Source organism: Adhaeribacter sp., assembly GCF_057359045.1.
This window is the reverse complement of the sequence record NZ_JBMQUD010000068.1, coordinates 34,255-47,787: the sequence shown is the minus strand read 5'-3', so window position 1 is coordinate 47,787 and position 13,533 is coordinate 34,255. Positions and strand designations below refer to the sequence as shown.

Annotated in this window: 9 protein-coding genes; 3 read left to right on the top strand and 6 right to left on the bottom strand. The window is 42.6% G+C overall.

Features of this window, described 5'->3' with window-relative positions:
- Positions 1-70: 70 nt before the first annotated feature.
- Positions 71-2,530, bottom strand: coding sequence for a TonB-dependent receptor (locus tag ACO1R6_RS11325; RefSeq protein WP_486264819.1), 2,460 nt, complete (start codon positions 2,528-2,530; stop codon positions 71-73).
- Positions 2,531-2,974: 444 nt separating this feature from the next.
- On the opposite strand from ACO1R6_RS11325, the gene ACO1R6_RS11320 reads away from it, so the two are divergent.
- The gene (locus tag ACO1R6_RS11320) at positions 2,975-3,229 is read left to right on the top strand and encodes a hypothetical protein (protein ID WP_486264817.1); all 255 of its coding nucleotides are present in this window, start codon (positions 2,975-2,977) and stop codon (positions 3,227-3,229) included.
- 272 nt (positions 3,230-3,501) lie between these two features.
- Here ACO1R6_RS11320 and ACO1R6_RS11315 read toward each other — a convergent pair whose 3' ends face one another.
- From ACO1R6_RS11315 to ACO1R6_RS11305, 3 genes are all read right to left on the bottom strand, one after another.
- A complete protein-coding gene (locus ACO1R6_RS11315) occupies positions 3,502-3,900 on the bottom strand; it encodes a response regulator (protein WP_486264815.1) in 399 nt (132 codons plus the stop codon).
- 27 nt (positions 3,901-3,927) lie between these two features.
- Complete coding sequence (locus tag ACO1R6_RS11310; RefSeq protein ID WP_486264814.1) at positions 3,928-6,432, bottom strand: PAS domain-containing sensor histidine kinase; 2,505 nt, start codon at positions 6,430-6,432, stop codon at positions 3,928-3,930.
- A gap of 346 nt (positions 6,433-6,778) precedes the next feature.
- The gene (locus tag ACO1R6_RS11305) at positions 6,779-8,233 is read right to left on the bottom strand and encodes an alanine/glycine:cation symporter family protein (RefSeq protein ID WP_486264812.1); all 1,455 of its coding nucleotides are present in this window, start codon (positions 8,231-8,233) and stop codon (positions 6,779-6,781) included.
- A gap of 321 nt (positions 8,234-8,554) precedes the next feature.
- On the opposite strand from ACO1R6_RS11305, the gene ACO1R6_RS11300 reads away from it, so the two are divergent.
- Together ACO1R6_RS11300 and ACO1R6_RS11295 are read left to right on the top strand one after the other, a co-directional pair.
- Complete coding sequence (locus tag ACO1R6_RS11300) at positions 8,555-8,893, top strand: hypothetical protein (RefSeq protein WP_486264811.1); 339 nt, start codon at positions 8,555-8,557, stop codon at positions 8,891-8,893.
- A gap of 329 nt (positions 8,894-9,222) precedes the next feature.
- A complete protein-coding gene (locus ACO1R6_RS11295) occupies positions 9,223-9,801 on the top strand; it encodes a pseudouridine synthase (RefSeq protein WP_486264810.1) in 579 nt (192 codons plus the stop codon).
- Positions 9,802-9,878: 77 nt separating this feature from the next.
- On the opposite strand, the gene ACO1R6_RS11290 is transcribed toward ACO1R6_RS11295, so the two are convergent.
- Together ACO1R6_RS11290 and ACO1R6_RS11285 are read right to left on the bottom strand one after the other, a co-directional pair.
- Positions 9,879-11,501: an AGE family epimerase/isomerase gene (locus ACO1R6_RS11290; protein ID WP_486264808.1), complete on the bottom strand. Its 1,623-nt coding sequence runs from the start codon at positions 11,499-11,501 to the stop codon at positions 9,879-9,881.
- Between the two features lie 290 nt (positions 11,502-11,791).
- On the bottom strand, positions 11,792-13,501 hold the full coding sequence (locus ACO1R6_RS11285) for an alpha-amylase family protein (protein WP_486264807.1): 1,710 nt from the start codon (positions 13,499-13,501) through the stop codon (positions 11,792-11,794).
- Positions 13,502-13,533: the final 32 nt, after the last annotated feature.

Genomic DNA, 13,533 nt, shown 5'->3' with positions numbered 1-13,533 from the left:
CTTTTTTATTGGAGTTAAAAAAGAAAAGCTGCTATTGGTTTAACAATCGGCTTTAACTTACTTATTATTTTTACAGGTTACGCTTAGGTCCGTTTACACCAAAAGTAAGGGTTCCGCTGCCCGGTTTACCATCGGCCGAAATACCTTCGGCAATTGCCCGGTAAGTAGTATTGCGGTCGGCGGTATAAAAGGTAACTTCAGCAACACCTTGTTCGTTGGTTTTAACGGCCGGGTTCCAGTACAGCGTAGTGCGTAAATCAGGTTCAGTTGCGCTGGGAGTAGGCGCTATATAGCGCGGACTGTAAAACTCCCGCACTTTGCTATAACCTTTAGCCTGGTGGGTAATAATGTACGTACCGGGCCGCACCTCTACGGGCTCCTCGTTGCCTCGTTTGGTAAATAAAGCAATAACCCCGCCCGAAGCCTGGCCGCCGTAAATACTGGCACTAGCCGCATTTTTCAAAATTTCGACGCGGCTAATATCAAACTGGTTGATGCTACCAACGGTACCTTCCGAAACCGGCATTCCATCCAGCAAATATAGCGGCGATTCCTGCTGTCCCCGAATACTGGCCCGGAACTGATTAGGCCCCGAGCGGTACACTTGCAAACCAGCTACGCGGCCCTGCAAACTTTCAATAATATTGCCGGAGGGTGCTACTGGTAAAGCATTGCCACTAATTATGGCATCGGCTTGCTGGTGTAATTTAAAAGGCTGCACCATATCTTTCTCTCCTTTTATTTCTACTGTTTTAAGTAAAACGCCCCGTAACGTATAAGCCTGGTCGGTTTGCGCAGCCGTTGCTAATTGCCGGTAACTGGCTTTTAAAAAATCGGGGCTGGTGCTGGCCATTAAGCCGGAAGTCCAGGGTGTAGTAAAGGACGGTAAAGCCGGCACAAAGGTATTATCAGCCATTTTAACTTTTAGGTTTTCCCGGCGGCCACGGGCATCGGTACCCTGTACTACAACATCTATAGTGCCGGTATAATCAAAACCTTCGAAGGCAAATCGGCCCTCTTGGTCGGTTTCGGTAGTAATAAAAGTTAGGTGCTGGCCTTGCAGGTATAATAGCGCTTCTCCTTCTGCGATTGCTTTTCCTTTGTTGGTTACCAACTGCCCCCGGATAGCTAGATCTAATTCGTTGTTGTATTTGATAGCCGGGAAATTACCAGTTGTAATCTCTTGCCAGCCAAACCGGCGCCAGCCCTGGGTAAGTAATAAATTAGTAAGGGCTTGTTTTCTGGCCAGGGTATTTTCCGCAAAATAATAACCTGGTTGCTCTACCTGGCCTTTTAAGTCAGAAGTAAGTAATAAATGCGTTTTTAAGTTAAGGCTATTTTGCGCAGGTTTAACCAATTCATCGTCGGTTATGGCCAAAGCAAAGTCGGTACTAACGGGTTTGCCTTGATTATCTTTTGCCGTTAAGCGCAGGGTTACCTGGTCGCGGCCCGCATACGTTTTTTTATTAGTGGCTAAGGTTAACTGCAAATCATCCTGCCGATCGACAAAAACCAACCTTTCGGCCAAAGGTTCGCCATTGGTGCGGGCCAGATTAAACTGCACAATTCCGGTCGGAAAATCTTTTTTAGCCACAGTAACACGGTAAGGCTCACCGGCTGGCACTTTAATTTGTTGGGCAAAAGGTAAATTTTGGCGGCTAATACCGGTTAATACCAATGCATCAGGCTTACCAGTGTTGCCAGTAACAGTAATCAAAATATTGTCTGCGTCGGCATTCTCCTCTATAGCCAACACATAACCGGTAGTCTTAACCGCTGGCAAAGAGAATTCCAGCGTTTGGCCAGCTTGGTTGTTAATCCGGGCTACATACTTCTTTCCCGCCGCCGGCTGCAATAAAAACGAACCCATACCCAAGTGTTGAACGGCAAAATCTACTACTTTTCTATTTTGATCGTCGTAAACAGCCCCTTTAATGGCAGTACTGGCTCCGTTACTACCAATCGCTTTAAAAGCTACCCGGCTATCTAAACCAGCTACCAAATCACCTCCTTCGGGAAAAAACTGCAAATCTATATTATTTGTATTTAGTGTAGCCGTGTTGGCTGGAGTATTGGAGCCCAGAACAGTTAACTCCCGACTAAAGAAATTCTCTTCACCAAAGTTGCGCATCCATTGGGTGTAAGCTACTAAACGGTAATTGCCCGCCGGTAAATCGGTAGGTAAAGCTATATCGCCGGTAGCGTGGCCATTTTCGGCTTTTAAGGTTAAACGTTCTACGGGTTGGTTTTGGGCGTTAAGTAAATCTACGTATAGTATGCCGCTTTTACCTGAAGGACGCAAACTACCGGCATCCAAGACGTAACCTTTCAGCCAAATATCCTGGCCCGGTGCGTAATACGGTTTATCGAGCTGCACGTAAACTTTCTCGGGGGCATACTGGCTGCGCCAGGTTTGCAGGTTAGCCTGAATCTTTTTTGTTATATCTCCCGGAGGAGCTACAAAAGCAGTTAATACCAAAAATAATATTGGTATTAAATATATTAATTTATTTAATTTAATTTTTTGCATATCTAAGTATATTAATAAACCCAAGGTTTGTATTTACTTCTTTTTATATACTTATACGTGCAATAATCATTCCTTAGTACAATATTTTTAAATTATTGAATACATATTTAAATCCTTACTTTCTCTAAACTGATATTAATAGGAAATAGTAAATGAAGTTAATATTTTGTGTTGTTCCTGCTGATGAAGTTTCAGGCAAAGAAGCTGTTTAGCATTTTATAAATTGAGTGGAGCAGCTGCACTTTGTGGTGTTTTTTACGAGTGGGTATGCTGGCAGTAGCGTTAGAAAGTAAATTTGATACACCTATTTTATTACTAATAAATGTAACTACATGAAAATTTAATATCATTTCTGATTGTAGTATTTATTCCGTTTCCTGTAGGTACCCAAATAAAGGGTCTTGATTTCAACTATCCTGAATCTAAAATAAATTTAGAATATTTTTGGGTTCACATATTAATACCGAAGATTTTCTTGGCGAAATAAGAAGACAACATCTTGTATTTGCGCTGGCAAAATTTACCATAACCCAGGAGGAAAAAGTAGAAGATGTTCAGGTATATTTAAGTACTTCCGATAAGCTAACAGAAAAGCTAATAGCTGCGATTAAGAAAAGTAGTGGCTTTTGGCAACCTTCAGATTCAACAGGTAAAATGTTAGCGAATAAACTTTATTTCTCCCCATCACTTACTCCGTAATGAGTGGCCTAATAGAAATAAGCACGCTCAAAGAAAGTAGCGCCTTCATGTACAACTATATTCTTAATATTTGGCCCCAATGTAAAGCAGACGAGTCTTGTTATATTTTTGATAAAATGAATTGATATAGTTTTAATTCATTAAATTAAATAACGCCCTTATAAGAATAGGCGAAGCTGGCGGAAGAATTCAGGTAAATACTAAAGCCGGATAGCAGCATTTTTACAACACTTCTTTAACCTGATTGTCTTTTTTTCTTTGCAGATACTTCGTTAAGCAAAATGCTCCGCCATAATTTCTTCCAACACTTTTTTGGTAAGGGGTTTATTTACCAAGCGGGCAATATTAGCCTGTTTTACTTTTTCTACATCGTACGGGTTTAATGAGGTAGTAAGCATAATAATTACAACGGTCTTTTTCTGGTCGAAGTTGAGATCTTTATAAGCCTCCAAAAATTCAAAACCGTCCATTACCGGCATATTAATATCCAGCAAAATAAGGTTGGGGCAGCTTGTACCGGGACAATTATCCTGAATAACACCCAATGCTTCTAACCCATTGCGGGCAACAAGCAATTTTTCGGTAGCGTCTAATCTTTTAAAAAGCAATTCATTTAAAAAATTGGCGGTATCATCGTCGTCTACCAGCAAAGTACAGGCTATTTTATTCATTTTAAATTAAGTTAAAGGGTATTTACTTCAGGTACACTGCAACTGGTTCGCAACAATGGGGAAATAAACATAAAAAACCGATCCTTCCCCTACTTTACTTTCTACTTCTATTTTGCCGCCGGCGTTTTGGATAATTTTTTTCACCATGTATAACCCTATGCCGGTGCCTTCAACGTGGTTGTGCAACCGCTTAAACATGGCAAAAAGCTTTTGTTCTTTTGCTAAATCAATGCCTAAACCATTATCCCGTACCGATAGCACCAAGAAACCTGGTACATTCCGGCAATATAAGTGTACCACTGGTTCCCGCAACGGAGACGAATATTTAATTGCATTGGATAGTAAATTATAAATAATACTACGTAAGTTTTTCCGGGAAAAACGTATGGTCGGGCATAGCCTTGCATCTACTTCTATCCGGGCCTTGGCCGTTGCAATTTGCGGAGCCAAGTCTAGCTGTACATCGTTTATTACCGCTAACAAATTAACCGGTGAAGCCGTCGGATTGTTTTCTTTTTGCAATTTGGTTATTTCGGTTAAATGGCTGATGGTCTCTTTAAACCGTTGCACCGACTCCTGAATTAATTCTATGGTACGCTGTACGGTTCTGGGTTGTAGGTGTTCGGCGGGTAAAAGATCTACTAAGGCTGCCATTAAGCCTTCTATATTCAGAATAGGTGCTTTTAAATCGTGTGATGCGGTATAAATAAAATTATCTAAATCTACATTGGTACGCATTAATTGCTCATTGGCATTGCGTAACTCGTGGTTTACCTGGGCCAATTCATCGGCTAACTGCTTGGCTTGCTGCTCACTTTCTTCTACGGCCTGGCGGGCCAGTACCTGGTCGGTAATATCGTGCACCATGGTATAAAAACCAATTACTACACCGTTTCGTACATCGGGCACATAACTGGTTCGGATATGTTTCACAAAATCTGGCCGGTAAGGCATATTGGCCTCAAAATCGAGCCTTTCTCCGGCCAGGGCTCTTTTAATATAAGCTTGAACATTCGCGTACGCTTTTTCGCCTATAATCACTCTGATTGGCTTACCCAAAAGCGCTTCGGGTTTTAAATTAAACCAAGCTTCGTAAGCCTGATTGGCAAACCGGTATTTCTCTGCCTGATCCAGATAACCGATTAATACGGGTAAGGCATCGGTAATAAGGCGCATTTGGCGGGCACTTGCTTCAATAGATTGGCGGGCAACAACCTGGTCGGTTACTTCAAATACAAAAACCAGAACGCCATCTATTTGCCCCTGTTCATTAAAACGTGCCTGCTGGATGTATTTAAAATAGCGGTCTTCTAATTTGCCGTCGCCAGGCCGGGCTAAGGGCACGAGCAATTCTTTTTCTACATGCGTATTGCCGGTTTCGTAAACTTCCCGAAAGGTTTTGTAAACCGGATGATGTTCTATTTCGGGTATTACCGCCAGAATAGGTTTACCCAATATACCGCGGTCCGGAAATAACGCTTCATACGCTGGATTAACCAATTCATATACCAGATCAGGGCCACTTAAGATAGAGATAGCAGTAGGCGCTTCCATAAAAAGCCGTTCCAGGCGTTTGCGTTGGTGGTCGGCTTCGGTCCGGGCCTGCTGCATGGCCTTGGTTCGTTCTACTATTTTGGCTTCCAGCTGCTCATTCAGGGTTTGTACCTGCCGGCGGGCCAGTACTTGTTCTGTTACTTCGTAGGCAAAAACCAGAATACCATCTATTTCGCCATCGGGGTTATGCGTAGGCTGATAAATAAAATTATAAAAATTCTCTTCTAAAGGTTTGCCCGTATTATCGTGGTCTAATTGTACCAATCTTTCGTGAGCACTAATGGTTTTTCCGGTTTGATAAACATTGTCCAGGAGTTCAAATATTCCCTGACCGGCTAATTCTGGCATTGCTTCGGCAATAGGTTTACCAATAATAGACCGGTTGCCGACTAAAGCCTGGTAAGGCGGATTAACTAGTTTAAAAACATGATTCGGGCCGGTTAAAATGCAAATCATAGCCGGCGTATCCATAAAAATGCTATAAAGCTGTTGCAGTATAAAATCAGCATCGGCCCGGGTGGCTTGTGATCTTATGTGACTATCGCGTAAAGCTTTGTCCAGAGCTTCCCGGTTCTGATTAAATACATCGGTATAGGCGGCAACCAATAACTGGCCACTACGATGCGCCGCCACATGGAAAAAGATCTCCTGCCCTTCGTTTATATAACTTATATCAAACTGGCTAGGAATATTTGTTTCAAAAACTTGTTTATAAAAATTAAAAACGCCGGTCTGATCGGTGTCCGGATAAGATTGTAACAATGATATTCCGGGTTGCTCGGGTAAACCCAACATACGTTGCCCAGCCGGATTTACGTACTCCATTATAAAATCAACAACTTCTCCTGCAGGGCCAAATACCGGGCGTAAAATGTTAACTGCCGTAAGCGAAACATTCAGGAGTGCCTGCAGCATATCTTCAGCGTTTGTTAAATCGGAGAGCAATGCTGTTAAGGGGTTAGCAAAGGAGTCAGGCATTCAATAATTAATTATTCAGTAAAAAGCGGTTGTAAATGGATAAAAATAAATCAGAAAGTTTTTGCGCAGTAGGGTTCATAAACCCTTCTCTTTCTGACCTAAATCTAAATTTTACTGTGTTAATTAACTGATAAAAGAATAAAATGTTTTTAAGAATTTTATTTTAATGCCTTAAGGAAAGGCATTGGTTAACTTCAGACTTTAAAATCTTCATGCACTAAGGTTTAAAGCCATAAAGCAGGCTTAACCAAATAATTATTTTTTAGAAATGTATTTTTGATAAAACAACAGTAACCGCTTAATTAGCGAGTTCTCGTTAATTCTTACAATGGTTGTATCAAACCCATTAAGCTGGAACTTTTTGGATTTCCGGAGCGGGCTTATGCCACTCATCAGCGTTTTTAATGCCTAGTTTCTGGGCATCGAATACCGGATCTAAGCCAGCTTTTTTCTGATTTTGATAATCTTTTAAGGCCTTTAAAGCTGGCTTCCGGAGTAAAATGATAGCAATAATATTTAGCCAAGCCATTAAACCGACCCCAATGTCGCCCAATGCCCAGGCCGATTCGGCGGTTTTAACGGAGCCGTAATAGGTAGCAACTAAAATAAGCGCTCTTAAAAGCCAAATCAGGTATTTGTTTTCTTTTTTAGCGGTTAAGTAACTTAAATTGGTTTCGGCAATGTAGTAGTAAGCCATAATGGTAGTAAAGGCAAACAGCAATAACGAAATGGCCACAAAGCCGCCACCCATGGCCGGGAAATGAACGTTTACCGCTTCCTGGGTAAATTGCGGGCCAACGGCTACGCCCGGCAGGTTTTCTACCAGGTAGCCGCCCGCAGGGTTCTGCACATTGTATTTGCCGGTAAATAATATCATAAAAGCCGTGGCAGTACAAACAAAAAGGGTATCTACGTACACCGAAAAGGCCTGCACCAAACCTTGCTTTACCGGATGACTAGTTTCGGCGGCGGCCGCGGCGTGAGGGGCGGTTCCCTGGCCGGCTTCGTTCGAATAAATTCCCCGCTTTACTCCCCAGGCAATGGCCATCCCAAACACGCCGCCAAAAGCAGGCTCCAGGTCAAAAGCCGACCGGAAAATAAGACTTACCACCGATGGTACCTGCCCAATATTTATTCCGATAATAATTAAAGCCATTAAAATATAAGCACCGGCCATAAAGGGCACGGCTATTTCGGCTACTTTTCCAATTCTTTTTACGCCCCCCAAAATTATGAGAGCAAGTGCCAAAGTAATTGCCCCACCCGTAATAGCTGGGTTTATGGCAAAAGCATTGTGCATGCCTAAAGCAATGTTGTTGCTTTGTACGCCCGGTAAGAGTAATGCCGTACTAATAACGGTAGCCACTGCAAATACTACGGCATACCATTTAATTCCCAAACCCTTCTGGATGTAATAAGCTGGCCCGCCCCGGTATTCTCCATCCTGTACTTGCTTGTAAATCTGGCCCAGTGTAGCTTCTATAAAAGCCGAAGCACTTCCTAAAAAAGCAATCATCCACATCCAGAAAATAGCCCCGGGTCCGCCCATAGCAATGGCCGTAGCTACTCCGGCAATATTGCCGGTTCCTACCCGTCCGGCAATGGCTATTGAAAAAGCCTGAAAAGAACTAACCCCTTTATCCGAAGATTTACCCTGGAACAATAAGCGGAGCATTTCGCGAATATACCGCACCTGCAAAAAACGGGTAACCACCGAGAAATAAATTCCCGCTCCCAAGCACAAAAATATTAACGCATTGCTCCAAACAAGATCATTAAGGGTATTAATAAAATTTTCCATTGAATGTAATTAATAGGCTTAATTTTTTAAGGCAGGATTATAGATTTCAGTTTATTTAAACTGATTTGCTTCATTTTTGAAACGAAATTAAGCAAAATATTTAATAGTATGTTTAAACGCAGCCGGTAGATTTAATGGTATACAGGTAATTTGTGGCTATATGAAACAGATATTTAAAAGCCAGTTTAATAACCTTTAATTTATGTTAAAAAAATTTGAAGAACAGTTTGTATAACCTTAAATTAGAAAATACCCGTACATACTACACCGGGCATAATCCGGAGCATTCATTTGTAAAATATTAAGAGAAGGAGAAAAACGATGAAGAATACAGATGGCAACAGACCAGAACAACAAAATGACAATTTTGGTAAAGGTGGCGTGAGTGGCCAACCAGTAGGGCCGCACGAAGGACCAGTAGCAGGCGGTGCCGATAATACCCGCGGTGAGAATGTACCCAGCCGCGAAGGCAGCAGCGGCGGCGCTAAACACGGTAAATCGCGACCCAACTCAGATTACCCGCAGGGTTCTAAAGCTAATCCGTCGGATACCTCGCGGGGTGCCGATAGTTCTGACAAAGAATTCCGGAACAACCAGCCCAATGCCAGTACTTTAAAAGGTAGTAAGAGCAACGAAAATTTAGGTTTAGATAAAGAATAATCTGTTACATAATTTAACTATATAAAAGAACCGGGCTAGTTCCGGTTTTTTTATATAGAACTTGTTTAGTGTTTTGTAAAATAGCAGTAACCGCTCCCATTGGTGGTGTTATCACCGCCAATATTTTAGCTTCTGCCGGACTACTTGCCGGTGAAAACACGCGGCAAGGGCAAATGCTAATACCATTTACAAAACCCTAAACAGCTTCATAGTTAAATTTTAAATTTATTTCGCCTGAGATAAATTATCAGGTTAATTTCACCAATTGGGTAAATAAGTAATGACATAATTAGTCACTAAAATTAATTTCTACTGTATAAATTTGCCGGATGAACCACCGGCATTTTATTTTACATAAACCTTATGGTTACCTAAGCCAGTTTGTGGGCGAATCTAAAAAGAAAAAGCGATTAGGCGAATTGTATCCTTTTCCAGCGGGCACCATGGCCATTGGCCGTTTAGACGAAGCCAGCGAAGGCTTATTGCTTTTAACCACCAATGGCAAAATGAGTAGCTTTGTAACCAGCCGGCACATTACCAAAGAATATTACGCTCAGGTAGATGGCCAGATTACCCCCGAAGCAATTACCCAAATTAGCAATGGACTGGAAATAACGGTAGAAGGAAATAGCTACCTAACCCAGCCGTGTGTAGCCCGCTTATTAGATACCCCGCCGTTACTCCCACCGCGTACCCGCAAAATTCGCGACGACCGTCATGGTCCTACCAGTTGGATTTCGGTAACCTTAACTGAAGGCAAAAATCGTCAGGTCCGGAAAATGACTGCAGCTGTGGGCTACCCTACTTTGCGCCTGGTTCGGGTTAGAATTGGCAATATTTTATTGCAGGATTTACAACCTGGCGAAGTACAGGAAGTGTCAGATTTTGGCTTTGATATAACACCATAATTCTGACTTACTTCCATTGGTTTCAAATCAATTTCTGAATATTTTATAAGAAATCGCGTGGGTATAAAAGAATATTATTAGAGAGAAACACCTGGGCTAAAACCTGATTGGTTGCCTTGATAATCTACGGCTTTCAGGGTAAATATATGCAATTGATTTTTACCAGGATGAGGTAAGGTAAACTGGGTAAGCGGAGTAAATCCAATCTTTTTTCCGTTCAGGAAAATATTATAGCCAATTAAATTTTGGTTATCGGTGGCTTGGTTCCATTTTAAGGTAATAACCTGATTGTTAACCAAACGGGTCAGGTTTTTAGGAACCGAAGGCGCTATTTTATCGGGGCGTAAGCGTTGTACCACGTTGGCCAGCGCTCGAAACTGGTGGTACGAGGCTTTCCAGATTTGGCCTTTTTGCGCCATTTTCATTTCGGGTTGTTTATCCAGCCCGCCCATAAACCACTCGCCGTGTTCATGATCAATAATATATTTACTTATGTAGGCCCACTGCTTTTTAAACAAGCCAAAATAATTTAGCTCGTCTTGCGGGAAATGATCAGCCATTAACAACAGCGTATTTAAACCCTCGGCCTGAGCCCACCAATTTTTCGTATCTTTTACAATCGTAATGCCCGGCTTATTTTTGAAGTAATAACCCGCATCATAAAAGCCGCCCACTTGTTTGTCAAACCCATTCTGGATGGTGTGGTCGGTTAATTTTTTGGCTACAGCCATGGTTTTAGCATCTTCCTGTAAACCTAAAACGTGCGAAGCTTCGAGTAATAAATAAGCGGTCTCAATATCGTGTCCGAAAGAAACTTCATCAAGCGATAAGTGCTTTTTTATGGCTGTTTCTCCTGAATCGCGGAAAGAAACGGGTTTCCAATCGGGTGTGAAAAATAAAGTTAAATGACCTTTTGGCGTTACCAAAGTATCGCGTATCAGCAAAAGCATTTCGGTTAAGCGCTCGCGCACCAATGGGTCCGGCCAAACTAAGTAAAGCTCGGTAAAAGCTTCTAACAAATGAATAGAACTGTTTTGGTCTTTGTAACCAATATCAGCAGTTGAAGGAATATTGGGGGTTCGAAGAATGGGTGTACCATCTTTAGCTAAAGCCTGGAAGTAACCCTTGTGTACCGGATCGTGACTGTGTTTTTCGAGCCACCAGAAAGTTTTCTTAGCCAGGTTTAAGGCACTGGTATCGCCGGAAGTTTGGTAATAAGCCGCTAAAGCGTAAATAGCAAACGCATTGCCGTAAGCATTTTTATAACCGCCGGCGTAACCACTGGTTTCTTTTACCTGACCTTGCCGGTTAACCAAGGTATAAAAACCACCATTTACCGGGTCCCACATTTTATCGCGTAAAAAAGCAATACCGTGCTGGGCGCTGCTCAAATAATGTTTTTCAGAAGGGTACAATTGGGCGGCTTTGGCATTCGACCAAATATGGCGAGCCTGCGTTACAATCATTTTATCTTGTGGCCCGGTGGGTTGCCAGTTGTACGTAAAGGTGCTCAGGAAGCCGCCAAATTCTTTATCTAGCGCCTGTGGGTACCACTTATTCAGCAGCTCGGTTTTGATTGATTTTTCTATTTCGGTGGCTAACTTTTCTTTTTCCGTTGGAATCGCCGCTGGTATGCCGGCTAAGTTTACCCAGGCCAACAATACTAAAAACAAGGCCATACCTAAAGCTTGAATTTTCATCTGGCAACCATTATATTAATTATTATCAAGGTAAAATATCAAGCACGCACCTGTCTGCTGCCAAACATCTCCCAACCTGGCGCTGGTAAGTGAATAAACTATTTCAAATTCAAATCAATCTGTTATGCAACTTATTAGTAGGCTGAATAAAATAGTAAAGCCTTAACTTGAAAGGAAATTAGCACCAGACCAGCTAAATTATCAGCAAACTCATCTATCAGATAGAACAAAAGTGGTTGTACGGATGCTAATTTTTAATGCATCATTTCTGATTTTTCATTCGAGCAACATTACCGCATAACATTATTTACCCGGTACCATTTGTAACCGTGGCCGGGTAAATCAACTTTAAATATTCCGTTTTGCAGGTTTACCTGATTTTGCTCCCACAAATTATACAAAATTTTATCGGTACCGGCGCTGGCGGGAATATTTATTTGCCGGGATTGCTCGCTAAAATTATGAACCATAATTACGGAACGGCCCTGGTAATCGTACCGGATGGTGAGCACATCGGGCGCGCCGGTATTCAGGATCTGCCATTCGCCTAAACCAATTTCCGGACATTCTTTCCGGAGCCGGATAATATTTGCCGTCCAGTTTAAGAGCGAACCAGGATCGCGGCGCTGGGTGGCCACATTTATTTTTTTGTAACTAAACTCCCTGTTGTCTATAACCGGCCGGAAAGGTTTTGGCCCTGTGGTAAAGCCAGCATTTATTACCTCCGACCATTGCATAGGGGTTCTTACGGCCAACCTTTCGGGCAAGCGCAAATCATCGCCCATGCCAATTTCTTCGCCGTAACGGATTACGGGGGTGCCGGGTAAAGCAAAAACCAAACTATAAGCCAGCTCTAGCATTTGCCGGTTATTGCCCAACATGGGTGCCAGCCGCCGCCGGATGCCGCGGTCGTAAAGCTGCATATTTTTATCGGGGCCAAAGCGCTGGTAAACTTTTCGGCGTTGTTCTTCGGTTAACCGGCCTAGATCTATTTCGTCGTGGTTGCGCAAAAAGTATGCCCATTGAGCGGTAGTGGGTTTTAACCGGGTGTCGGTTAAAGCTTTTACCAGCGGCTGAATATCGGCGGTAGCAAGGCCATAAAATAAATATTGGTTCGCGTAAAAATTAAACATGGTGTGCATGCGGTCGCCGGTTTCGCCAAAATATTCCTTGTTCTCGTCGGGCATTACATTGGCTTCGCCTAAAATTACGGCATCGCCTTTGCGCCACTGCACAAAACGCCTAAACTCCGAAATCAAAGAATACATGTGCTCTGGTTTTTCGGCACCGGTTTTGGGCAAATCAATAATAAAGGGTACCGCATCGAGCCGGAAACCACTTACGCCTTGGTTTAACCAAAAGCCCAGTATCCGTTGCGCCTCGTTTCGTACGTCGGGGTTTTCAAAATTTAAATCGGGCTGAAAATTATAAAACCGGTGAAAATAATATTCATTTGCTTTTTTGTCGTAGGTCCAGGTTTCTTTTTGCACGCCCGGGAAAGCCATGCCTTTGTTCCAGTCGGCCGGCCGTTCTTTAGACCAAACGTACCACGAGCGGTATTTGGAGTTTTTATTTTCGCGGGCATCTTTAAACCACGGGTGCTGGTTAGAAGTATGGTTTAATACAATATCCATAATTACCCGGATGCCGTGTTTACCGGCCTGGTACATAAACTCGGCAAAATCGCCGTTGCTGCCGTATTGGGGATCAACGCTGTAAAAGTCCGCTACATCGTAGCCATCGTCCTGGCGCGGCGAAGGATGAAAAGGAGCTAACCAAATGGCATCTACACCTAATGCTTTTAAATAATCTAACTGGCCGGTTAAGCCTTCGAAATCGCCGGTACCATCGCCGTTGCTGTCTTTAAAGGTGCCTACCTCTAAACTATAAATTACACAGTTTTTGTACCAGAGTTCTTCGTTTATGTCGGGGGCGGTATTCTGCGCTTGGGTTTCCCGGAAGAATAAGAAGAAAAGGCAACTTAAAAATAATTTCTTCATTAATTATTTAAGTTATACAGGCCGTTTAACGG

Excerpts from the sequence above, each read along its gene's own strand:
- ACO1R6_RS11285 (WP_486264807.1), bottom strand. The coding sequence starts at position 13,501 with ATGAAGAAATTATTTTTAAGTTGCCTTTTCTTCTTATTCTTCCGGGAA.
- ACO1R6_RS11315 (WP_486264815.1), bottom strand. The coding sequence starts at position 3,900 with ATGAATAAAATAGCCTGTACTTTGCTGGTAGACGACGATGATACCGCC.
- ACO1R6_RS11305 (WP_486264812.1), bottom strand. The coding sequence starts at position 8,233 with ATGGAAAATTTTATTAATACCCTTAATGATCTTGTTTGGAGCAATGCG.
- ACO1R6_RS11300 (WP_486264811.1), top strand. The coding sequence starts at position 8,555 with ATGAAGAATACAGATGGCAACAGACCAGAACAACAAAATGACAATTTT.
- ACO1R6_RS11310 (WP_486264814.1), bottom strand. The coding sequence starts at position 6,432 with ATGCCTGACTCCTTTGCTAACCCCTTAACAGCATTGCTCTCCGATTTA.
- ACO1R6_RS11295 (WP_486264810.1), top strand. The coding sequence starts at position 9,223 with ATGAACCACCGGCATTTTATTTTACATAAACCTTATGGTTACCTAAGC.
- ACO1R6_RS11325 (WP_486264819.1), bottom strand. The coding sequence starts at position 2,530 with ATGCAAAAAATTAAATTAAATAAATTAATATATTTAATACCAATATTA.
- ACO1R6_RS11290 (WP_486264808.1), bottom strand. The coding sequence starts at position 11,501 with ATGAAAATTCAAGCTTTAGGTATGGCCTTGTTTTTAGTATTGTTGGCC.